The organism is Trichocoleus sp. DQ-A3 (genome assembly GCF_039961975.1).
GTDB lineage: Bacteria > Cyanobacteriota > Cyanobacteriia > Cyanobacteriales > FACHB-T130 > FACHB-T130.
Genome location: NZ_JAMPKC010000013.1, coordinates 107,098 through 128,337, shown reverse-complemented (window position 1 = coordinate 128,337; position 21,240 = coordinate 107,098). Strand labels below are relative to the sequence as shown.

Genomic DNA, 21,240 nt, shown 5'->3' with positions numbered 1-21,240 from the left:
GCTAGGTTGAGATGAGTGGTACCAGCGCAAGAGTTTAACTTCTGTCGAAGCGAGGACACCCTGGGGCTAAGGCGGCGTAAAGCAGCTTACGGGGAAACACTTAATCCTTTCTTCTGGCTTGTCTGTCTTCCCCGCTAACGGAGGATATAGGACGGTAAGGGGAGAGAGAAATCCTACTTTCCCCGTTAACGAGGCGTTTAAGGTGAAAGCAGTACCTGTTCGTAACGAGATCCGGCGCTTTCCCAGGTGTATTCTGTTTCGATGAGCGATCGCGCATTTTTCGATAACTGCTCTCTGAGATCCGCATCTTCAAACAACTTAGCGATCGCATCCACATACTCTTTCACCCGATTAGCGCGTAACGCGCGTAACGGCACGCTTTCCCCGTCAACCGCTAATCCTTCCAAACCGCGATCGCTCCCCACTACGGGCACCCCAGCTGCCATTGCCTCCAACGTTTTATTTTTGATCCCAAATCCTGTCCGCATCGGCACCACGCAGACGCAAGACTTGTGCAAATACTCTGCCATTGAAGGTACACGCCCCGTAACCGTAATCCCAGGACGCTTCCCTAAATCTACAACTTCCGTTCCAGGACGAGCGCCCACCAATTCCAGCGTTGCATCCGGATATCGCTTCTGAACCTCCGGGAACACCTCCAAACTAAAAAAGCGCACCGCATCAATATTCGGCGTGTTATCCATCGCCCCAACAAAAATTAATCGGTGTCCTCCCGGATCGGCAGAACGCATGGGAAACTGAGTAAAATCTACCCCATTCGGAATCACCTGAATTTGGGCGTTGCAATTAAATTCCTGAATTTGTTGCTTATCTTCCTCCGTCGTCACCACAATTGCCGAAAATTTAGAACAGTAGCGCTGCTCATAGCGGCGCAACAGCGGCAAATTCAGCTTGTCTCGTAATGGCTTCTCAGATGTCCCCGTTTCTAGCTGGTTCTTACACGTCCCGTAGACAGAACTATGAATATTTACCAGCGTCCGCAGCGCTGAGGTTTTCCCATCCTTGCGCCGCCACTCAGGGCGCACATAGATTTCATTCACGCAATGTTCGCAAGTAATCGCCTCAAACTTGCCAGCAGCGACTGCTTCATCTACGCATTTCTGAATCTCTGGCGAGTAGAGAGACAGCACGCTGGGGGGTGTTCCCTCCTGCAAAAACCTACTGAAGCGCCGCAGTTTCCCCAACACTCCTCCTTGAGAATTTTCCTGTGGACGCGGAAAAACCACCAACTCGTCCACCCACTCTTGCAGTCCTTTTATTTCTTCGTCCGTAACATCTCCACTGCGCTGCGTAATTAGAGTAATTGCATGGCTAGACTTGAGATACTTGAGTAAATTAAACGTCCTTACTTGCGTTCCCCCCCGTGTTGGCGGATAGGGAAAGGTGGAAGAGAGCATTAAAATCTTCATCGTAGACTGAGCGTTTGGTTAGATTTTACGGAGAGGGATAATATCGATACTATAGACTTTCGCCTCATACTAGACTTGCCAGAGCGTGTCTCTACTGCGTAAAAATAATCAGTAACAACTTCAGCTTATGCCCAAAGTTAGCATTTCCATCCCTACCTACAATCGAGCTAATTTGTTGCCTTATGCAGTAAATAGCGTACTGGCTCAAACTTATACAGATTTTGAACTAATCATCTGTGACGATGGTTCTACTGATGACACCCCAGCAGTAGTGAGTCAATGGAACGATCCGAGAATTCGCTATATCCGGCATCCGGTTAATATTAAGCGCAGCCGAAATATGCGTTCTGGTTTTGATGCCGCTGGTGGAACTTATTTTATTAAATTTGACGATGATGATGCATTAACGCCTGAATTTTTAGAAAAAACGGTAGCTGTTTTAGACGCTAATCCAACCATAGATTTTGTTTGTACAAACCACTGGATTATAGATGCCAGAGGGGAAAGAAATGAATCAGCTACTTTAGAAAATTCTGCTAAGTGGGGGAAGGACAAACTCAACGAGGGAATGATTCCGGATTTAATTACGGAAACTTTCCAAAAACAAAGCTTACAGGTTGGTTCTACGCTCTTTCGGATGGAGTGTTTGAAAGAAGTTGATTATATGCGCCCGGAAGCAGATGGTTGTGAGGATTTTGATTTACTGGTGAGGTTAGCGATCGCAGGCAAGAATGGATACTTCCTACCAGAATTTTTGATGGAATATCGAATGCATGGCGGTCAAACCAGCCTAAAACAAAATATTCACTTTTTGAAAGCAAAATCTTTCTGTCTAAATAGTTACAAATTCCCGGAAGAACAATTAGAAAAAGCCCGATTAAATAAACTTGCCGGAACCCGGAAGGCACTGGGTTTAAGGCTGATTGAAAATGGCGAAACTTCAGAAGGACGCCAACTCCTGCAAGAATCTAGCCAAATTTTGGGAAGTTCGCGGCAAGCAAAATTAGGGATTGTGCTGTCTTATTTGCCTACCAGCTTGCGACAATTCGCTCTTCAAACTTTTCGTCGAATCCGTCCCAAAGATTACGCCGAGCAAGTTCGAGAAGCGGCTAATTGATGAAAAAGTAAATTAGAGCGATCGCTATTAGCCGTTAACTGCAAGGCGCTACGTTTATAATGCGTTGCGCTAAGTGAATTAATGAGGTTATTTACTTTTGACTGGCATCGGCTTTTTGAAGAGCTGCAATGAGTTGCTCTTTTTTCATCTTTGAACGTCCCTCTATGTTCCGTTCTGCCGCGATCGCTTTTAGCTCCGGAACTGGCATTCCAGCGTAGTCCGGTTTTTTAGTTGGAGGTGTATCATCTCCCGCAGTTCCTACTTTTCCTTGGTGATTCAGGATTGGTTCAATTTTCCGAACAAATTCATCAATATGTTCGCCGATCCTGTTGCTAATCATTTGAATTTTTCTATCTATTAAACTTTCAATTTCAGGCAATAAAATTTTAAATTGTATTGCATTATTTGATGACTCAACCATATTTAAAGGCTGTATGTCAGCAACTTGGGACTCATTATTAAAAGATTCTCGATTTCTCAGGACTTTAACCTGATCCATGAGAACTTCCTCATTTTCTGATTCAATAATGAAAGCTCCAATCATTTCCCCTTTACGAGGATCTATCTCACGAGCCTTAACAGCAGCGTAGTATTCAAAGTGTCCGTTAACTACCTCATAGGATTCCAGGCTGGTTCTACGAATAACTGGAGGATTAATAATACCTTCAGCTTTTAAAATTAACTCAGCAGTCTGATTTAACTCATCCTCTGAGAATTCTGAACGGGGAACATTAGAGTTAATTTTTTTTACTCCTACGAGCGAAGTAGATAATTTCATGCAGTTAGTCCTATTTTTCGCAAAACTTCTTCTGCTAGTAAATTAAATTCCTGAGCGGAGGTAGAATCCGGCTTGAAATCAAGCACCGAGATTGGATCTGGTATTTCCATGTTACCTACAATCTGAACTTTTTCGGTACACTTTGCCAGCTCCTCTCTTTCATAAATAACGCTTTCCATTACTTTCAAATCGTAGCGTTTGGGAATTACCTCTAAGCGCCGTGGTAAAGTATATTGAACAAATCTTGAATTCGTAGATATTTTACTAGGAAGAACACCTAATATTTCAATAGCTGGTTTATTGAGAAATTTTCTGAACTCATTATTTGTTTTAACAAAATCCTTGACGTTTACTAACCCTTGATTAGCAAAGGGTTTTAGATCGGAAGGAATAATTAGATAGTCAGCGGTGATTAGAGCAATTCTGGCATAAAGGTTTAAAGATGGTGGCGTATCAATAATTACAACATCGTATTGAGCCTCTACTGCTTTTAGTTTTTGCAGGAGCATTAGTTTACTAGAATCTTGTTGGTTTAGCTCAATTTCGTATTGCATTAAACTGATGTGGGAAGGCAACACATCAATTTCAGGGTTACTATACTGAGATTTCTTAGCAACTTCGTTTATAGGGTAAAACTCTTCTGACCTCAATAGATGACGAACATTGCAATCTTTTAGCTCATCTAGTTCTTCATCATCAAATTTTGCTAAACCTGCGGCAAAGGTAGTGTTAGCTTGACTATCTAAGTCAACAATCAGGACTTTTTTGCCTTTCTTTCTGATAGCAGCGGCTAGGTTAACAACGGTTGTTGTTTTGCCTACGCCGCCTTTGTTGTGGTAAACCGCAATTGTTTTCACAGTATGTTGCCTTTTTTGTTGAATAATTGGTGTGGATCTGAGTTGAGAATTAATTAATTCAGGTTGTAATGTTTTTTCCTCTACCAAAGGTTCATTTTGAGCGTTCTCAAGATTAATTTTGATATTGGTTGGATATTCAGTAGTTTTTTCATTTAAGTTATTTCTACCAATAATAGTTTTTATATTGTCTATTTTAGAGCTAATCTCTCTGCCGGAACAGTGAAATACTAGCTGAATATTATCCTGATTTTTTTTATAAATTCTGAGTTCCTTGCCATTTGTTAACAATCCATATTCTACATTCAAACTCATTAAGTAGCGATTGAGTCTGCCAGTATGTCTATTTAAGTTTTGATTGGGATGCTTTGCTTCCATTACAACGCTTAATGGCGAGTTGTCATCCAACACAAATGGGATGACTTGCGCTGCAAATGCCAAAAAGTCTAATCGAATACTGCCAACGGCAATCTCTTGATGCCAAGTTTCTGGAGTATATCCTAGCTGTGGCAGCAGATATTGAACGATGAGTTTACTTTCTACTTCACTCTCATTTCGGCAAAGCTCAGGGTTGAAGTTCAATTGTGTTCTTCCTCTCCACGGCACTCATTGAAACCTTAAACCTATCTGATTGTCCTCAGAGCGAGGTTTTTCGTATTAGGGTATTGACCGCTTCTTAAGGACATGGGTCAAGTTCCTTTTAAAGTTTAGCGTCTGCTCAACTGGCAGTGGCAAAAGTGAGTTGGATGCGATCGCGTTTTCTTCCCTACTATGCAAACAGCCGCTACTCGTATATATGCGAGTAGCGCTTACGCGCATACCAACCGAGCGATCGCATCCTTGCACTAAACAACAAATTAACCCCGTTTCAATAGCCCAGAGAAGCTATTCTTCAGCTTATCGATCGTTGCTTGAATCGCGTTCGGGACAGATGGCTGAGGAGGAACGGCAACTTGGATTGGCTCATCTGCATATTCAGAACCCTTGAGGCGATAGCCATATTCCAAATTGTTCTGGTTCTTGCGGAGGACGGGAAACAGACGGAAGGCTCCTTGGCGTAAGTCTTCCTGAGTGTCGAAGATGGCTTGATTAATTTTGCTGGTGCGATTCACCGCCAGGGAACCGACTGGAAACCAGTTTTTTTTACCTTGGATGCGAATGTAAATATTGAATTCTGGTACTCCGTCCCCCTTCATCTTGTCGTACTGCTTGGAGGCTTCGGCGCGTTTGGCGGAGTTTTTGGGAGTTTTTTTGCTTTTTTGAACTTTGCCAAATCCACTATTAGTTGTCATAGATATTGATTGCTCTTTTGCTTTATTTATAAAAGTTTACATAATTTTCAGAAATCTGGGATAGTTGATTTCAGCGCAAGTTCTGGGCAAACGCTGTAGGGTAAGAGAAGCGATCGCACGTGCCATCGCTATTCTGGAGAGATTCCGCTTTGATTGGCGATATCCGTGACGAACGGAACACCGCGATCCCAAATCGTCGCAACTCTCATATCGCGCTATTGCCTTACGACGGCGAATCCAAGATTATTATTAAGGCTGTAACAGTTGACCAGGGATTGAGTGACTGCGATTCGCTTTGTATTTAGCGGGGCGTAGGCTTGAGAGGAGCTAACAAATGGGATATGTAATTGCAACGGTAAACATGAAAGGCGGCGTCGGTAAGACGACTCTCAGTGTCAACTTGGCGACTTGTTTAGCCAAACATCATGGGAAACGGGTTCTAGTCGTCGATTTAGACACGCAAATCAGTGCTACGCTCAGCCTGATGTCCCCACAGGACTTTGGAAAGAGCCGGAAAGAGAAACGCACGTTGAGACAGCTGGTTTATAAAGCAGTTAAACCCGATCTTCCAACTAATCTTTCAATCCAAGATATTATTCAGCCTTACGTTTGCACGGTTAAAGGGCTGGATTTATTGCCGGGGGATATCGATCTCTACGATGAATTTTTAGTGTCTGAGATGCTCCATGAAAGAGCGCTAAGGGATGGAAATAGTAACTTCATTCAAGTTTGGAATGAGTTTGAAAAGCAATTAGTCAGAGGGATTTTACAGCCGATAATTAAAGATTACGACTTCATTATTCTGGACTGCGCTCCTGGCTACAATCTTTTGACTCGTAGTGGGATTGTCGCTAGTAATTTCTACTTGCTGCCAGCTAGACCAGAACCTTTATCCGTTGTAGGAATTCAACTGCTAGAAAGACGGATTAATAAGCTCAAAGAAAGTCATAATTTGGATGGCTTACTCAATCTCCGCCTGATGGGAATTGTCTTTATTATGTCAGGGAACATTCTGAGTGGAAGATATTACCAGCAAGTGATGCAGCGAGTTACTGAAGATTTTACCCCGGCTCAAATTTTCAAAACCCGCATTCCAATGGATGTAAATGTCTCTAAGGCAGTTGATAGTTTTACCCCGGTGAGTCTCAACAACCCCAATTCATCTGGCTCTAAAGCATTCCTTAAGTTAACGCAAGAGTTTTTACAGAAGTTACAAGTTTCTGGTGGTATCTACCAGGCTCCAGAAGCCAAGGTGAACTTAGCCAACCTCGATTGAAGATTCGTAATGAGCGGTTAACGGTTGATTGATTAACCTCCGATTTTTTGGGTAGGGGCTTTTTCTGCGCCATGCCCCTACTTAATCCACGTTCCGAAGGTTCCTATCGCCCTAGGATTCTCCGCTACGGGCTTCTATGGGTTTCGTAGATGCGATCGCGCTCGTATCCTTGCATACCCGCGATTCCCACTTAACTTTGTTTCATAATCTGAATAGTATCTCCCTGCAAAAACATGAATTTTGGTTTCATTTACGGGTGCTTCTGAAAATGCCTGCTAAAGTAAAAATATGAAGCTAAACAGCTTCCCTGACAGATTCTACAGCGCGGTTCACATACGACTTGAGAGGTAAAAACGCTGTTTCATCTAACATCTGTCTCATCCCACAACAGCAGCACTCATCCAGAAGGCTGATATTTCCTAAGCTAGTGACTAGGGAGCGATACAACTAAACTTTTTAAGTTAGTGCAACTCCACGTCGAATTGCCCATAAGAGGAAATCACTTAGCGAGTCTGGTTGGAGTGCTGTTGTTGTTTTAAAGATTTAAATTGAATGAATCAGGTATTTCCGAGCCAGGAAGCAATTCAAAAGTAATGCGATCGCTTGCAACAAAATGTCTGTAGCAGGCAAATTATAAATTTTGCCTGCGTTTGTGTACTCAAGCGTCATAAATTGTTTCGTCTTCCTTACGCCACGCCGGATCGACAATGCAGATAAACACCAACGGTTCAGTTCCGCAACTGTGAATAAATTGCTTGGCATTCGGCGGAATATAAACCATATCTCCAGGTTCTACCAACTGGGTTTCATCATCAATGTGCATCTCACCAGCACCGCTAAGGATGTAGTAAACCTCGGAAGTTGTTAGCGAGTGCGGCGTCGAAGTTTGTCCCACCGGCAGAATCGCGTGAGCCAAGCTATAACGCAATTCTACCGGCTGTTTATCTGGATGCAATAACTCCCTCAACTGAGTGGCATCCCCGGCAATAAATTCTTCGCAGTCATGGAGCTTTTGAATTAGCATTCTCGATTCAGAGAGTAAAAAAACACCCGCAGTAATCTTACCCAAAAATTACGGGTTTAAAGCCCCGTCCTTCTAGGGCGATTTTTCTTTGTTTATAGCAATAAGTTGCTATAAACAGGGTAGGATATCCCCATGATTGTATTAGAGTTCAAGTTAAAAGGTAGACATGAGCAGTATCGGGTCATTGACGACATGATCCGAACCGCGCAGTTTATCCGCAACAAAACACTCCGGTACTGGATGGACAATCAAGGAATTAAGCTCTCTGACCTCTACAAACAATGTGCTGTATTAGCCAAAGAGTTTGATTGGGCAGGCAAGCTTAACTCAATGGCGCGTCAAGCCTCGGCTGAACGCGCCCTGATTGCAATTCAACGTTTCTTTGCTAATTGCAAAGCGAACTCGCCTGGAAAGAAAGGATTCCCGCAGTTCAAGAAGTGTACTCGCTCTGTAGAGTACAAGACTAGCGGGTGGAAGCTTTCTTCCGATAAGAGACACTTGACTTTCACGGATGGCTTTAAAGCTGGAACGTTTAAGTTAGTCGGCTCTCGCGACCTATATTTCTACGCTTCCGAAGAGATTAAGCGAGTGCGGGTAATCCGTCGCGCTGACGGCTACTACAGCCAGTTCTGCATCAATGTAGAACGAGTAGAAGAAATCGTTCCTACGGGCAAAACGGTTGGGCTGGATGTAGGATTAGCCCATTTCTACACCGACAGCACAGGAGAAACTGTTCCAAACCCTCGCCATCTTCAAAAAAGCGAGAAAGCCCTGAAGCGCTTGCAACGAAGAGTTTCTAAGAAAAAGAAAGGATCAGCCAACCGCCGGAAAGCCATTAATCGGCTAGGAAGAAAACACCTAAAAGTCAGTAGACAGCGTAAAGACTTCGCCGTAAAAACGGCGTTGTGCGTGGTGAAATCTAGCGATTTCGTAGCCTACGAAGACTTGCAGGTGAAGAATATGGTGAAAAACCACAAGCTTGCCAAAAGCATTAGTGATGCAGCTTGGTCACAGTTCGCCCAATGGTTGCAGTATTTAGGGAAGGTGTACGGAAAAACAGTAGTTGCTGTTGCTCCTCAATATACATCCCAAGATTGTTCTAACTGCGGTGCGACAGTTAAGAAGTCGCTATCAGTCAGGACTCATGTATGTGGCTGTGGAACTGTATTAGACCGCGACCACAACGCCGCACTAAACATTTTGGCTAAAGCTTTAAGGCAAACAGGTATTGATTTAAATACGGCGGGGCACGCCGGAATTAACGCTTTCGGACAGACGGATCTCTACTCGCGGGTGGTGACATCAACGAGCAAATCGACTGGTTGAAGAAAGAATCTCGCGCGTTTACGCCGAGCAGTGTCAAATTGTGTCTTGAGAATGGAACGAAAAACCCGGAATTGGACGATAGTCAGAGCAGTTAATCGCTTCTTCAGTCTGGGCAATACTGGGTTGCACGGTACACTTGAGCCGGTAATCGCCGGTAAAATATCGGCAATTGGTACAGGGTACGCTGTGCATTTGCTTCGCTTTGGTAAAACTCGCGGAGATCGTACTAAATAAACTCCAGCCAATCAAAAGGAGCAACATCCACGCACACAAAAAGCATAGAGGTACTAAAACTGGCTGGATTGCATGAACCAGAACGTATAAAAGTTGAAACACAGGCTATTTTTTGAGGAGGAGTGAACAGAGCTACTTAAACAAAATTACTTCACTTCCTCAGAGTTCGCCTCATAATTAGGGCTTAGTTGTAAATTTTTGTAAAGATTAGTTTGCCTTGTAGAAGTGGCACTACTTTGTGCCTAAATAATTTGTGCCTACATAAATTGATAGATAGACAGTTGCAGAGCAGAAAGTTAGAATACAACTTCCTACCCAGGAAGTAATTATCTTGATTAAGGGGTCTTACGCTCTTTTGTGGTGTAAGGGGTTGTGCATTTACTGCGACGGACCAAAAAGATCGCTGGCAACCGGAACGGCAAGCGAAACAAGGCTGGAAAGCAAAACGTTCTGCCGCCGGGAAAGGCGAAGGCGAAGCACTTCTACGCAGAATCTACGCAGAATTGAAAAACTGCTCTAGGTTTTCTGCACGATCGCTTCGCTTATATAGCTGCTGCCACGCTGTTACGGTATGCACCCATGCTTATCCCTTCATCTAGCAACGACAGCACCACCTTCCCCCTAGAACTCGCCCTCTGTAGGTCAAAGCTTGAGAGCGAGCCTTCCGCGCGCTATGTGGCTGGGGAAAACGCTCTGATATCCTACGGCCTTTCAACCAAGAAAAGCTATGACTTAGGCACTCAAGGCGCATCGCTCATGCCTTTGCGAGAGCGAGACGTGACAGCCCTGGCAGTGCTATTTGAACGAGATGACAGTGAAGAAATCGAAGCAGATATTAACCACAACCTCATCTGGTTGTGGCCTGAACCTTGTTGGGATGACGAAGATTCCTTCGATTTTTTGGGCGATTATCTTCACAAATAGCGATTAGTTACGAGTGATTAGCCCTTAGCCATGAATATGTTGCCAAAGACTAATGACTCATGACCCATGACGGCTAAAAGGGGATGTCGTCGATATCTCCTTGAGGCGGTGGGGTGGAACGGCTGCCCGTTCGGGAGGGAACGCGACTGGGCGGTGTTTCCTCTGTTGGGAAGTCTCCAGACATTCCCCCATCGCTGTCATCAGCGGGTGCGGAGGTAGGACGACGCGACCCCATTGGAACGACATTGCTGGGAGGAGTCGATTCGGCTACCGAAGTGTCAAAATCTGTATCGATTGCCACTTTGTGAATCCGGGAAACCGTCAACTCGGCGCGTTTTTCTTTAAAACCTTCTTGTCGGTCAATGGTGTTCATTGTCAGGCGACCTTCAAGGATGACGCGATCGCCCTTCTTGAAACTTCCCTGAATTTCTTGCGCTAAATTGCCCCAGCCGACGACCTTCACCGTTGCCGGGGGGTCTTCCGCCCGCAGTCCAGGAAACTGTACCATCATCTCCGTAACCGCCGTTTGGGTATCCGGCGTGTAACGAAGTTGCGGTTCCCTGATAATCTCCGCCATTAAAATGCAGCTGTTCATAACTCCAAGATCCTCGCGCTGAACCGAGCGGCCTCATTCATAATAGAACAAATGTACCAAAGAAGACCCAAAAATGGGTATGGTGACGGGGAACTTGGTTATTCGCAATTAGCCATTCGTCATCAGCGAATAACCAAGGATGAAGGAGCGATCGCTCTTCACCGATTACCGATTACCTAACACCCTACACCAATTGCAATTTAACTTCCTCCACACCTTCCTCTTGGTCAACAAACGATTGAACCCGACCGCGATACTCCCGTAAGGTTTCATCAACCCAATCCCGGTCATTACTATTGGCGAAGATATGCACCAGCGGCTCACCCGCATCGGGCAACACTAGCACCCAGCTATCATCCTGGTAGTTGCAAATCTTCACTCCATCCACTAATTCCAAATGTTCGGCTGGGTGGGTTTCTACTAAATGGCGCATCAAGGCTCCTTTTGCCGTCCAGGGGCAGCGCACCGTGTAACTCTTGTGGTAAACGCGGGGGAGATCGGCGCGGATTGCCGCCAGATTTCGCTCTTGCATCGTCAGCATCTCCATCATCTTGGCAATGCAGAACATGGCATCAAACCCCGGATGCAGCTGTGGAAAAATAAAGCCCATTTCCCCACTGCCACCCAGTACCACATTCGGATTCGCTTGAGACGCTTCCATCAACGCCGTGGGATTTGCCTTCGTGCGAATCACCTTAGCATCGTGGCGACGGGCAATCTGTTCTACCGCACTGCTGCTATGCACCGGCACCACCACCGTTCCTCTGGGATGAGCGGTCAGAATCATGTTAACCATCAGCGCTGTCAACATTTCACCGCGAATCGGCGTACCCGATTCATCCACCAAAATTAACTGTTCTCCGTTGGCTGATACCTGGACGCCAAAATTTGCTTTTAGCGCTTCTACCACATGACCCAGCTGATTGAGCAACGCTTCTCGTTCTGCCGCAGCCAGCCCTGTTTGATTCAAGCTGGCATTCAGTACCACAGCATCGCAGCCAAATTTTGCCAACAGTTGCGGCAGGATGGCTCCTGAAACTGCATAAACGTAGTCAATGACTACCTTCGAGCCTGAATTGCGAATTGCCCCCGTATTGAGATGGTTCTCAAACGCCGTGCTGTAAACATCTAGCACCTGGCTGGGGTAGGCGACATTTCCAGTTTCTTGAATCTGGACTCGCCGCAAGTCTTCCTTAAAATAAGCTCCCTCAATTTTTTTCTCTTGGGATTTCGAGATATTGATGCCCTTACGATCGAAAAATTCGATCAAAATGTGGTCGGGTCGATCTGGATGCACCCGCACATGGATACCCCCCGCCACCGAGTATGTGGGAATAACCGTGCGGGAAATTGGGATTGCAGTTGCTTCCAGGTTTTGGACGTGGATGCCCACCGACATCAAACCAGCAATCAAAGCGCGACTGACCATGCGGGAAATATTCCGTTGGTCGCGGGAGATGGTGATCTGGGAACCGGGCTTTAATGTGGAACCGTAAGCGGCACCCAGTTTGACAGCAAATTCTGGAGTGATGTCGATATTCGCTAACCCACTCACACCGCGTTGCCCAAACAAATTGCGATGAGCTGTGTGACCCCAAATCAAGTTAATGTTTAATGTCGCGCCCGATTCAATTTGTTTGCTAGGCCAAACACGCACCTGGGGCGAAACTTGCGCTTCTTCCCCAACGGTAGAGAGCGAACCCACGACGGCTCCTTCCAAAACGTGCGATCGCCTATCGACTCTGGTACCACGACCAATTACGCAAGCCCGCAGATGCGCTTCCTCGCCAATAATCGCTCCATTCCAGACAATCGGACGCTTCAAGTTTGCGTCAGCTCCAATCGTCACGTTGTCGCCAATTGAGGTTCCTGGTTCGATATGCACTCGTGCCCCAATCCGGCAGTTATTCCCGATCAGTGCAGGCGCTTCAATTTTGGCTGAGGGGTCGATATGAGTGTTCTGACCTATCCACAGTCCGGGAGACACTTGCTCGTAAGCAAAGTCTAATTTAACTTTTTGATGTAAACCATCATATTGAGACTCTCGGTAAGCATCTAAATGACCTACATCGCACCAATATCCTTGGGCAACGTAGCCGTACATCGGCTCGTCTTGTTCCAATAGCAATGGGAATAAGTCTTTCGAGAAGTCAGACTCCTGATTGCTGGGGAGGTATTGCAGGACTTCTGGTTCCAGAATGTAGGTGCCGGTGTTGACAGTATCGGAGAAAATTTCGCTAGAAGAAGGCTTTTCTAAAAACCGACGAATTCTCTGTTTTTCATCTGTAATTACTACGCCAAATTCAATCGGGTTAGGAACTTGGGTTAAAATCAGGGTTGCTTTTGACTTCTGTTTTTTGTGAAATTCAATTGCTTGGGTTAAATCAAAATCAGTAATGCTGTCGCCGCTAATGACTAAAAAGGTTTCATCTAGTAACTCAGCAATGTTCTTGACGCAACCAGCCGTACCTAAAGGCTGGTCTTCTTCAATCGCATAGGTGATCTGCACTCCAAAGTCGCTGCCGTCCTGGAAGTAGTCTCGCATGACATCAGGGAGATAGTGCAGAGTGGCAATAACCTCTGTAATCTGATGCCGCTTGAGCAGATTGATAATGTGTTCTGCAATCGGTCGATTCAGAATCGGCACCATCGGTTTGGGAAGATCGCACGTCAGCGGTCTCAGCCGCGTTCCCGAACCGCCAGCCATCAGCACTGCTCGCATAAGTCCTCCTGATTCTTTGTTATGGTACGGGCGTGACCTTGATGATTTGAGTTGACCTAAGTCTTGTCTTTTAGTCTCCTATACCCTTGAAATTTAAGGTATCCCTCATAAGATTAGAGTGCAGCCTTGACTCTGGGCAAATCCTTTGAGGCTTTCATTTTAAAGCAGATGTTAAATTTAGCGGCGACTCCCTAATTATCTCGTTGATTGCTGGTATCTGCTGGCTCCTCGCTCCAGAAAATTGCTTTTGTTACATCTTGAGGGTGCAGCTACAACTCAACCTCGGATAGGTTAGAACTGAATCAATGCTACTTTGCCGTGTAGCCGGAATCAATTGCGTAGTCTAGCTTACACTTGAGAGATGAAGCAGAATGTTCTAATCTTCTGGAACTGCCCAAGGTGGATGTCTCAAACAGTGTTGGAAAGATTAACAGTTGCTGGTGGCGACAAAAATGCAGTCAGTTTTAATGGGTTAATGAGGATTGTTTGAATGGGTACGTTATTAGGCTTATTATTTCTAGGGGCTTATGGATACGGCGGATGGAGATTCTGGAAGGGGTTCCGCCGAACGAATTTCAGCCAAGGTCGGCTTGTTCTGGCTCTCTTATGGCCTGCTTTGATAATTGGCAATAAATCCTATCGTCAGAACTTTAGAAAAGCACTCAAGGGATAGAAGAAGGATAAAGGGTGAGGGATGAATCAGAAACAATGAATTCTTCATCCTTTGAGCAACGCCTGTGGCTAATTGGGGGCACTCAGGAGAGTGCTGAGTTAGCAAAAGCGATCGCTCGTTTCCATCTACCCTGCATTGTTACTGTCACTACAGAAGCCGCTAGAACGCTGTATCCATCAATACCCTCCTTGCAAGTTTGGGTGGGCTATCTGGATGCAGCGCAGTTGGATTGGTTTTTAAAAGAGCAGGGAATTGTGGCGATTTTGGATGCGTCTCATCCCTATGCGGCGGAGATTTCCAAGATAGCGATCGCAACTGCCCAAAAGGAACAGATTCCCTATCTCCGCTACGAGCGTCCGGTTATTGATGCAAGCTTACAGAAGCAGCTGGTAATAGAGCTAGATAGTTTCGACACGCTTTTATCTGGAGACTACTTACAAGGGCAACGGGTGCTACTGACAATTGGTTATCGAAGCTTGTCCCGGTTCCGTCCTTGGCAAGAAAAGTCTACTTTATTTGCCCGAATTCTTCCTTCCGTAACAGCGCTGGAAGCAGCTTTACAATCAGGGTTTGCACCCGATAAACTGATTGCGATTCGCCCCCCCATCTCTACTGAATTGGAAACGGCACTTTGGCGTCAGTGGGACATTTCCCTGGTGGTGACGAAAGCATCGGGAACTGCTGGGGGAGAGGAGATCAAGCGCAGAGTTTCCGCAGAGTTAGGCATTCCTTTAGTTGCGATCGCCCGTCCAGAAGTTGCGTATCCGCAGCAAACCAGCGACTTGAAAACAGCGCTAGAGTTCTGCCAAGACATCTTTCGTCGAGTTTAGTCCGCCACAATCTTACCGAGCGTGAATCAAGCGACAATTAAAGAATGCTAGAACTACACTGCCACACCACTTACTCAGACGGCACCCTCACACCCAGCGAACTCGTTAACGCGGCGATGAGTGCCGGAGTCCGCGCCCTTGCCATTACCGATCACGATACGATGAATGGCTGGGATGAGGCGTTTGCTGCTGCCAAACTGCATAACCTGGAAATTGTCCCTGGATTGGAACTCAGTACCGTTCACAATAACTGTTCCTTACATATTTTGGGCTTTTACCCGGATGAACAGAAGCTGCGGGAACCTTTGGGCGATCGCCTAGAAGGACGGAAACGGCGATCGCAACAAATGATCGCTAAATTGGCAGAATTAGGCTACCCGATTCAGTTACCTGAATTAGGCGAAGGCATGGCACCAGGGCGTCCTCATATTGCGACTGCCCTCGTAAAAGCAGGTTATTTTCAGTCATCGCGGGAAGCTTTCGATCGTCTGCTGGGGGATGATAAACCAGCTTATGTGCATTACGAGAAATTCTCGATTGTTGAAGGGATTGCCATGTTACGTTCTTGCGGTGCCGTGCCTGTGTGGGCGCATCCCTACCTGTTCCGAGGCGGTGATGTTGCGGAAGTGCTGAAAGAATTGGTTGCTGCTGGGTTAATGGGCGTTGAGGTTTATCATCCCAACCACAGCGCCAAAGAAATTCAAAATCTCAAAAAGTTGTGCGCTGAATATGGCTTACTGATGACAGGCGGCAGCGATTATCATGGCCCCAGTCCCGATCCAAAAACTCCAGATCGCAGTACGCTGAATATGCTTCAGGTACCGTTAGATTTGCTTGAACCCATCAAACAAGCGGCGGCAAGTTTACGTTAATTTCTAATCGCTAATGTCACCCGAAACAATTAGCGATTACCCATTCCTTATTACCAATTACCAATGGCAAGTGCCATCCTGCAAGACTTTCTCAACGACTTGCACACCAAGTACAAGTCAATTCATGAAGGTGTATTGGCAAACTATATCCCGGAACTCGCCAAGGCAAATCCGGATTGGTTCGGGATATGTATTGTTACCGTGGATGGTCAAGTTTATGAAATCGGCGATTGGGAACAGTTGTTCACCCTTCAGTCGATTTCCAAAGCATTTGTATACGGAATGGCGCTGGAAGATCATGGGCGCGATTACGTTGTAAAAAGGGTGGGAGTGGAACCCACTGGCGATGCTTTTAACTCCATTATTAAGCTGGATGAATCCTCAAAGCGACCCTATAACCCAATGGTAAATGCGGGAGCGATCGCTACCACCAGTTTAATTAAAGGAGTGGGACCAACTGAGCGCTTAAACCGGATGCTGGATATGTTTCAGCGTTACGTTGGACACAACCTATTTATTGATATGTCCGTGTTCATGTCAGAGCGAACGACCGGGCATCGCAACCGAGCAATGGCGCATCTGATGCTCAATTTTGGCATGATCGACGCGAAAATTGACGAGGCACTGGATTTGTACTTTCAGCAGTGTTCTTTGATGGTGAATTGCCGCGATTTGGCAGTGATGGCAGCGACTCTCGCGAACAACGGCATGAACCCGATCACCCAGGAGCGTGCGGTTGATTCCCGTTATATCAGAGATATTTTGACAGTCATGTACACTTGCGGGATGTATGACTTTGCCGGAGAGTGGGCGTATAAAGTGGGTCTTCCCGCTAAAAGTGGAGTATCGGGCGGACTGATTGTGGTTGTGCCACAGCAAATGGGCATTGCAATTTTTTCACCCCCGCTAGACTCGCACGGCAGCAGCGTCAGGGGAATAAAGGTGTCTGAGGAACTATCAGAGAAGTTTGGGTTACATTTATTTGACTTGCAAACAGATAGATCCCGTTTGCTGGATACTTTGTGCAACAAGCAAGAAACTGAATCTGAATAGAACCGCCGCCATGAGCCTGGAGATAAATTCCACACCCAGAAGCAATATCAAGCTAAATTAAACTGACTGAGTGAGCGTTGAACCCGTTTTGACGGGTTACGAGCTTTCAGCCCAAACTTTAGTTTAGAGCCTTAGTTTAAGACTGAAATCAGTGCCATTCAACTGAACCTGAATAGCACCTATCTTTAGCCGAAATTCCGTAGCCTGAACCCTTGAAACGAAACCCAGCACCCCTTAGATTCCGCTGTCTTAGCTTAAAAGAGTAGCTTCTTGCGACGCATCAATCGCTTTAATTGCTTTGGTTTCCGAGGATTCTATACTCGAACCGTAGAGGTCTACAAATCTTTGAAAGAGCCACATTGTTTCATGATTTGAAACCCTATTTAAGCTGACCAACCGCTGTATATTTCTTTCAGCTAGTTTCTGTAGGTAAGGCAAATCTTCAAAGAGTGTCAAACAAGAGGCAAAATGCAAGATAAATTGCAATAAAGGTCTGGGCCACTCTAAGTCACTGTAAATGTCTACGAGGAACTTATGTTCGGTGTCGCTGAGCGGAATGGCATTGAAAATTACAACGATCCTTTTGCCATTGTAAACCGGAATGCTGAGTTCAACCGTATAGGGACTATGCAATGTTAAGTCCACTTCAACGATTGGTTGTCTCCAAATTCTTAAAGGATTGATTGGAGAATCTAAAACAGTTTGAAATTTCACCATTCCACCGATGGCTGTAGGCTGGAAATGACTCACATTAATAACCCGTAAATTATTCAGGCTAAAGTTGTGAATACTTTCCAGATGTTTTAAATTTAATAAATGATAGATTTGGCAGACGTAGGGAAAAGGTAGAATATATTCCTGCCCTATCATATGCTGATGCTGCTCTTGCAATTCAAGCATTCTATCTTGAACTGTAGATAAATATCCTTCATCTTGGTAAGGATTTGCATCGCCTTGGTAGTTTTGGATTGTGCCTAAACTATCGCCCGTTAAGTTTTGATCGGGTCTTAAGTACAGCCAACTTAGGAAGAAAAAAGAAGCTGTAAATAAGTGGATAACTTCTATTACTGATAAATAGCCATCAGCAAAGGAAGCAACCGTTCTATCGGTGAGTCCGAATAGCCAAGAGGGAATTCCAAATACCCAAATTCCATTCTTGAAGTTGGTGATAAATAGAGAAATCTCTAGGTATTGATTATTGTTTATGAGTTTAAAATCAGTGTTTTGAAGAATATTGCTAGACATAATAATTCAAAAGATTGAGATTTTTCTATTGATTTATGCTTGGCTTTAGCACTCCTAATGGTGCTTGGAAGCTTGTATAGAAGCGATCGCATTTGGGATCGTCTACTTCATCAAGTGCCAATGGCACTCGATACCCTCTGGAAAAACCCTCCGAATGCCACCTGTCTTAAACCTGCTTTTGCCTTGAGGTTGGCTTTAAAAGCAACCAACTTACAAAGAAAAACGTCGCCGTGCCTAGTTGCGCGATGTCAATGACAGAAAGATATCCATCTGATAATGAAGCAATACTTCTATCGGTAATCCCAAATAGCCAGAAGGAAATACCGAAGAACCATAGACCAATTTTGAAGTTTGCTAAGAAATTAGCAGCTTCTGTTGGTTGCTGGTTATTCATCTTTTCAGCCCTTTTTCTAAAAATACTGAATGGTCATCTAGCGATTAAAGGGCTTGAGGACTTTTGATAACTCCTGACATTCCCCTTGACACTTCTATGTTAAAAAATGTTTCTTTTACTTGCCATGCGTCCAAAGAGGGAGTTGTTAAAATACCAGAGAAATCGACAAAAGGCAAGAAAATGTATATTAAACTACTAAAAAAGCTATAACCTCGACAGCATAGAGGTTTAGTAGCCTTTAAGTCAGACAAAAAAAGCAGGAAAACTGAGTTTGAAGGGAAACAGGGAGATTCGTTGATAAAATCCTTGAGGACGTGATGCCGGTTTGTCGGTGTGAAGCTGAATGGCGATCGCAATTGATTTTGGAACTAGCAATACGGTTATCGCTCGCTGGAATCCAGCCCTCCAGCAACCAGAAACCGTGAGTTTACCTGGGTTATCGGTCATCGCTGGGCAGAATCCCCCCCTAATTCCCAGTTTGCTCTATGTTGAGGATGCGGCACTCTCGACGGTGGTGGTGGGGCAAGCTGTACGCGATCGCGGTCTCGACCTCACTAGCGATGCCCGCTTTTTCCGCAGCTTTAAACGAGGAATTGGGGCTGATATTCAAGGATTCCTCCCAGAATTAGATGGGCAGTTCGTTACTTTTGAGCAAGTCGGACAATGGTTCCTCAACCAGCTGATTGAGAAACTCCATACCGTTACCCCAGATGTAGGACAGTCTCTGGTATTAACGGTGCCAGTAGACAGCTTTGAAGCTTACCGCAAGTGGCTGGGGCAGGTATGCCAAACTCTTCCAGTAGAACAAGTGCGGATGTTGGATGAACCGACAGCCGCCGCTTTGGGCTATGGAATGAAAGATGGGGGTGTGGTGCTGGTGGTAGATTTTGGCGGCGGGACGCTGGATCTTTCCCTGGTGCGGCTGGATATGACAGAAACTCAGAAGCCACTGGGTTTTATTCTCAAATGGGGAAAAAAACAGCTAGCTGAAAAGTCCGGACAGAAGGCAAAAACTGCAAGGGTATTAGCGAAAGCTGGACAAAATTTAGGCGGTTCGGATCTGGACAACTGGGTTGTTGATTATTTTGCCAAAACTCAGGGATTGAAGCCGACCCCTTTGACGACACGACTGGCAGAACGGTTAAAGATTCAGTTATCTGTGCAAACCGAGGCGAACGAGGTTTATTTTAATGATGAAACTTTTGAGAGTTACGAATTAGAACTCAATCGCGATCGCTTTGAAGCCATCCTCACAGAACACCAATTTTTTGCTCGCTTAGACGAGTCAATGACTCAAGTGTTGCAGCAAGCGCGTCGGCAAGGCATCGAAGTGTCAGATATTGATGCTGTCTTATTAGTGGGCGGGACTGTACAAATCCCCGCCGTACAGACGTGGGTGCAGCAATACTTTGACTCCAGCAAAATTCGTTGCGATCGCCCGTTTGAAGCGATCGCGCAAGGTGCCCTGCAACTGAGTCAAGGCGTCGAACTGCAAGATTTTCTCTACCACAGCTATGGCATCCGCTACTGGGATCGCCGGAATAACCGCCACAACTGGCATCAACTGATTAATTCAGGTCAAGCTTACCCGATGAGCCAACCTGTGGAATTAGTTCTAGGTGCTTCGGTGGAAAACCAACCCAGCATTGAATTAATTGTCGGAGAATTAGGTGCTGAAACAGGTGGAACTGAAGTGTATTTCGATGGCGATCGCTTAATTACCCGTCGTCTGGGCAGCGACCAGACATCGGTACAACCCCTCAACGACCGCCAGGGTGCCCGTACCATTGCCAATTTGACACCACCAGGGTACCCAGGAAGCGATCGCATTAAACTTATGTTTCGCGTCGATCGCGATCGCTTCCTGCGAATCACCGTTGAAGACCTGCTGACCAATCAAACTTTATTGGACAATCAGCCGGTCGTTGAGCTGAGCTAGGTTTGATCCGGTTAATTACCCGCAATTAAGAAGAAACCCACCACCAACAGAGCGATCGCCTTTTGCTCCCGCTCCCACTCCGGCTCCGGCTCCCCTCCCGGAAAAGCGGGGAGGGGTTGGGGGTGGGGTTCTTTGATGACGCATTTGATATTACCCGTTACCCCTTAACGACGGACAACCACCTTTGTGCCATGTGAGGCGAAGCTGTACAACTTGCGAGCTTGAGCGACTGGCACATTGACGCAGCCGTGGCTAACTGGCGTGCCAAAGCGGTTATGCCAGTAAGCTCCATGAATGGCATAGCCGCCAGAGTAGTACATCGTGTAGGGTACATTAGGAACGTTGTAGTCTCTTCCTCGCATCCGAGCCGTGCGATGCTTTGATTGAATCCTGAAAGTCCCGACGCGAGTGGGAGTGGAGCGCTTACCACTGGAAATTCGGACAGAATAAACCCGTCTTCCACCTTCCCAGGCAATTAACCGTTGCTTTGAAAGGTTTACTTCAATCCAGCGCCGTTGCGATCGCCGAGCGCGAAGACTGTTACTGGCGACTCTTGTACGACGAACCCTGTTGCTGGCGACTCTTCTACGAACGCGAGCCTTGTTGCTGGCAATTCTTCTGCCTCGGCGAACCCTGTTGCTGGCGGCTGTTCTCCGAACTCG

21 protein-coding genes and 1 pseudogene are annotated in these 21,240 nt (G+C 45.8%); 10 read left to right on the top strand and 12 right to left on the bottom strand.

Translation table 11 applies throughout. The features are described 5' to 3' along the window. Positions 1-197 precede the first annotated feature (197 nt). Positions 198-1,430, bottom strand: a complete 1,233-nt coding sequence (locus NDI44_RS18655; protein WP_190412096.1) for a glycosyltransferase family 4 protein — start codon at positions 1,428-1,430, stop codon at positions 198-200. 127 nt (positions 1,431-1,557) lie between these two features. On the opposite strand from NDI44_RS18655, the gene NDI44_RS18650 reads away from it, so the two are divergent. Beyond that, a complete protein-coding gene (locus tag NDI44_RS18650) occupies positions 1,558-2,547 on the top strand; it encodes a glycosyltransferase (RefSeq protein ID WP_190412095.1) in 990 nt (329 codons plus the stop codon). Between the two features lie 91 nt (positions 2,548-2,638). On the opposite strand, the gene NDI44_RS18645 is transcribed toward NDI44_RS18650, so the two are convergent. The 3 genes from NDI44_RS18645 to NDI44_RS18635 all read right to left on the bottom strand — a co-directional run bounded on the left by NDI44_RS18645 (position 2,639) and on the right by NDI44_RS18635 (position 5,471). Continuing rightward, complete coding sequence (locus tag NDI44_RS18645; RefSeq protein ID WP_190412094.1) at positions 2,639-3,325, bottom strand: Rho termination factor N-terminal domain-containing protein; 687 nt, start codon at positions 3,323-3,325, stop codon at positions 2,639-2,641. Continuing rightward, positions 3,322-4,761, bottom strand: a complete 1,440-nt coding sequence (locus tag NDI44_RS18640) for an AAA family ATPase (protein ID WP_190412093.1) — start codon at positions 4,759-4,761, stop codon at positions 3,322-3,324. Before NDI44_RS18640 ends, NDI44_RS18645 begins: the two co-directional genes overlap by 4 nt. Positions 4,762-5,036: 275 nt before the next feature. Further along, positions 5,037-5,471, bottom strand: coding sequence for an HHL1-like protein (locus NDI44_RS18635; protein ID WP_190412092.1), 435 nt, complete (start codon positions 5,469-5,471; stop codon positions 5,037-5,039). 119 nt (positions 5,472-5,590) lie between these two features. On the opposite strand from NDI44_RS18635, the gene NDI44_RS18630 reads away from it, so the two are divergent. Further along, positions 5,591-5,776 (top strand): hypothetical protein, encoded by a 186-nt coding sequence (locus NDI44_RS18630; protein WP_190412091.1) that lies wholly within the window; start codon positions 5,591-5,593, stop codon positions 5,774-5,776. Between the two features lie 29 nt (positions 5,777-5,805). Beyond that, a complete protein-coding gene (locus NDI44_RS18625; RefSeq protein ID WP_190412090.1) occupies positions 5,806-6,747 on the top strand; it encodes a ParA family protein in 942 nt (313 codons plus the stop codon). Positions 6,748-7,405: 658 nt separating this feature from the next. Here the strand turns inward: NDI44_RS18625 and NDI44_RS18620 are convergent. Next, entirely contained in the window at positions 7,406-7,771 is a 366-nt protein-coding gene (locus NDI44_RS18620; protein ID WP_190412089.1) for a cupin domain-containing protein, read from the bottom strand. Between the two features lie 132 nt (positions 7,772-7,903). Between NDI44_RS18620 and NDI44_RS18615 the strand changes: the two genes are divergently transcribed. Next, the gene (locus NDI44_RS18615; RefSeq protein WP_190412088.1) at positions 7,904-9,097 is read left to right on the top strand and encodes an RNA-guided endonuclease TnpB family protein; all 1,194 of its coding nucleotides are present in this window, start codon (positions 7,904-7,906) and stop codon (positions 9,095-9,097) included. A 33-nt stretch (positions 9,098-9,130) separates the two neighbouring features. Here NDI44_RS18615 and NDI44_RS18610 read toward each other — a convergent pair whose 3' ends face one another. Then, positions 9,131-9,289: a hypothetical protein gene (locus NDI44_RS18610; protein ID WP_339380631.1), complete on the bottom strand. Its 159-nt coding sequence runs from the start codon at positions 9,287-9,289 to the stop codon at positions 9,131-9,133. 621 nt (positions 9,290-9,910) lie between these two features. Here NDI44_RS18610 and NDI44_RS18605 point away from each other — a divergent pair. Next, positions 9,911-10,255, top strand: coding sequence for a hypothetical protein (locus NDI44_RS18605; RefSeq protein WP_190412125.1), 345 nt, complete (start codon positions 9,911-9,913; stop codon positions 10,253-10,255). Positions 10,256-10,328: 73 nt separating this feature from the next. On the opposite strand, the gene NDI44_RS18600 is transcribed toward NDI44_RS18605, so the two are convergent. Next, positions 10,329-10,850, bottom strand: coding sequence for a single-stranded DNA-binding protein (locus tag NDI44_RS18600; RefSeq protein ID WP_190412086.1), 522 nt, complete (start codon positions 10,848-10,850; stop codon positions 10,329-10,331). A gap of 51 nt (positions 10,851-10,901) precedes the next feature. Between NDI44_RS18600 and NDI44_RS18595 the strand changes: the two genes are divergently transcribed. Next, complete coding sequence (locus tag NDI44_RS18595) at positions 10,902-11,030, top strand: hypothetical protein (protein WP_277877542.1); 129 nt, start codon at positions 10,902-10,904, stop codon at positions 11,028-11,030. Positions 11,031-11,034: 4 nt separating this feature from the next. Here NDI44_RS18595 and NDI44_RS18590 read toward each other — a convergent pair whose 3' ends face one another. Next, positions 11,035-13,572, bottom strand: a complete 2,538-nt coding sequence (locus NDI44_RS18590) for a mannose-1-phosphate guanyltransferase (RefSeq protein ID WP_190412085.1) — start codon at positions 13,570-13,572, stop codon at positions 11,035-11,037. Between the two features lie 708 nt (positions 13,573-14,280). On the opposite strand from NDI44_RS18590, the gene NDI44_RS18585 reads away from it, so the two are divergent. The 3 genes from NDI44_RS18585 (at position 14,281) to glsA (ending at position 17,000) form a co-directional block, all read left to right on the top strand. Further along, the gene (locus tag NDI44_RS18585; protein ID WP_190412084.1) at positions 14,281-15,075 is read left to right on the top strand and encodes a cobalt-precorrin-6A reductase; all 795 of its coding nucleotides are present in this window, start codon (positions 14,281-14,283) and stop codon (positions 15,073-15,075) included. 44 nt (positions 15,076-15,119) lie between these two features. Next, positions 15,120-15,947: a PHP domain-containing protein gene (locus NDI44_RS18580; protein WP_190412083.1), complete on the top strand. Its 828-nt coding sequence runs from the start codon at positions 15,120-15,122 to the stop codon at positions 15,945-15,947. A gap of 63 nt (positions 15,948-16,010) precedes the next feature. Then, positions 16,011-17,000: a glutaminase A gene (glsA, locus tag NDI44_RS18575; RefSeq protein ID WP_190412082.1), complete on the top strand. Its 990-nt coding sequence runs from the start codon at positions 16,011-16,013 to the stop codon at positions 16,998-17,000. 249 nt (positions 17,001-17,249) lie between these two features. Here the strand turns inward: glsA and NDI44_RS18570 are convergent, their stop codons facing one another. Both NDI44_RS18570 and NDI44_RS18565 read right to left on the bottom strand, forming a co-directional pair. Then, positions 17,250-18,245 (bottom strand): hypothetical protein, encoded by a 996-nt coding sequence (locus NDI44_RS18570; protein ID WP_190412081.1) that lies wholly within the window; start codon positions 18,243-18,245, stop codon positions 17,250-17,252. A gap of 166 nt (positions 18,246-18,411) precedes the next feature. Next, positions 18,412-18,639, bottom strand: coding sequence for a hypothetical protein (locus NDI44_RS18565; RefSeq protein WP_190412080.1), 228 nt, complete (start codon positions 18,637-18,639; stop codon positions 18,412-18,414). 343 nt (positions 18,640-18,982) lie between these two features. Between NDI44_RS18565 and NDI44_RS18560 the strand changes: the two genes are divergently transcribed. Then, the gene (locus NDI44_RS18560; protein ID WP_190412079.1) at positions 18,983-20,578 is read left to right on the top strand and encodes an Hsp70 family protein; all 1,596 of its coding nucleotides are present in this window, start codon (positions 18,983-18,985) and stop codon (positions 20,576-20,578) included. A 15-nt stretch (positions 20,579-20,593) separates the two neighbouring features. Here the strand turns inward: NDI44_RS18560 and NDI44_RS18555 are convergent, their stop codons facing one another. Both NDI44_RS18555 and NDI44_RS18550 read right to left on the bottom strand, forming a co-directional pair. Beyond that, the gene (locus NDI44_RS18555; protein WP_277877541.1) at positions 20,594-20,722 is read right to left on the bottom strand and encodes a hypothetical protein; all 129 of its coding nucleotides are present in this window, start codon (positions 20,720-20,722) and stop codon (positions 20,594-20,596) included. Positions 20,723-20,742: 20 nt separating this feature from the next. Further along, positions 20,743-21,105 (bottom strand): annotated as a pseudogene (locus tag NDI44_RS18550) (L,D-transpeptidase); the annotation flags it as partial. Between the last annotated feature and the right edge of the window lie 135 nt (positions 21,106-21,240).

What these genes read in the sequence shown, in the direction of transcription:
- NDI44_RS18565 (WP_190412080.1), bottom strand. Translation starts at nt 18,639, where the DNA reads ATGAATAACCAGCAACCAACAGAAGCTGCTAATTTCTTAGCAAACTTC.
- NDI44_RS18555 (WP_277877541.1), bottom strand. Translation starts at nt 20,722, where the DNA reads ATGCGTCATCAAAGAACCCCACCCCCAACCCCTCCCCGCTTTTCCGGG.
- NDI44_RS18650 (WP_190412095.1), top strand. Translation starts at nt 1,558, where the DNA reads ATGCCCAAAGTTAGCATTTCCATCCCTACCTACAATCGAGCTAATTTG.
- NDI44_RS18560 (WP_190412079.1), top strand. Translation starts at nt 18,983, where the DNA reads ATGGCGATCGCAATTGATTTTGGAACTAGCAATACGGTTATCGCTCGC.
- NDI44_RS18610 (WP_339380631.1), bottom strand. Translation starts at nt 9,289, where the DNA reads ATGCACAGCGTACCCTGTACCAATTGCCGATATTTTACCGGCGATTAC.
- NDI44_RS18645 (WP_190412094.1), bottom strand. Translation starts at nt 3,325, where the DNA reads ATGAAATTATCTACTTCGCTCGTAGGAGTAAAAAAAATTAACTCTAAT.
- NDI44_RS18585 (WP_190412084.1), top strand. Translation starts at nt 14,281, where the DNA reads ATGAATTCTTCATCCTTTGAGCAACGCCTGTGGCTAATTGGGGGCACT.
- NDI44_RS18570 (WP_190412081.1), bottom strand. Translation starts at nt 18,245, where the DNA reads ATGTCTAGCAATATTCTTCAAAACACTGATTTTAAACTCATAAACAAT.
- NDI44_RS18635 (WP_190412092.1), bottom strand. Translation starts at nt 5,471, where the DNA reads ATGACAACTAATAGTGGATTTGGCAAAGTTCAAAAAAGCAAAAAAACT.
- NDI44_RS18595 (WP_277877542.1), top strand. Translation starts at nt 10,902, where the DNA reads ATGTACCAAAGAAGACCCAAAAATGGGTATGGTGACGGGGAACTTGGT.
- glsA (WP_190412082.1), top strand. Translation starts at nt 16,011, where the DNA reads ATGGCAAGTGCCATCCTGCAAGACTTTCTCAACGACTTGCACACCAAG.
- NDI44_RS18620 (WP_190412089.1), bottom strand. Translation starts at nt 7,771, where the DNA reads ATGCTAATTCAAAAGCTCCATGACTGCGAAGAATTTATTGCCGGGGAT.
- NDI44_RS18600 (WP_190412086.1), bottom strand. Translation starts at nt 10,850, where the DNA reads ATGAACAGCTGCATTTTAATGGCGGAGATTATCAGGGAACCGCAACTT.
- NDI44_RS18625 (WP_190412090.1), top strand. Translation starts at nt 5,806, where the DNA reads ATGGGATATGTAATTGCAACGGTAAACATGAAAGGCGGCGTCGGTAAG.
- NDI44_RS18590 (WP_190412085.1), bottom strand. Translation starts at nt 13,572, where the DNA reads ATGCGAGCAGTGCTGATGGCTGGCGGTTCGGGAACGCGGCTGAGACCG.
- NDI44_RS18605 (WP_190412125.1), top strand. Translation starts at nt 9,911, where the DNA reads ATGCTTATCCCTTCATCTAGCAACGACAGCACCACCTTCCCCCTAGAA.
- NDI44_RS18580 (WP_190412083.1), top strand. Translation starts at nt 15,120, where the DNA reads ATGCTAGAACTACACTGCCACACCACTTACTCAGACGGCACCCTCACA.
- NDI44_RS18615 (WP_190412088.1), top strand. Translation starts at nt 7,904, where the DNA reads ATGATTGTATTAGAGTTCAAGTTAAAAGGTAGACATGAGCAGTATCGG.
- NDI44_RS18655 (WP_190412096.1), bottom strand. Translation starts at nt 1,430, where the DNA reads ATGAAGATTTTAATGCTCTCTTCCACCTTTCCCTATCCGCCAACACGG.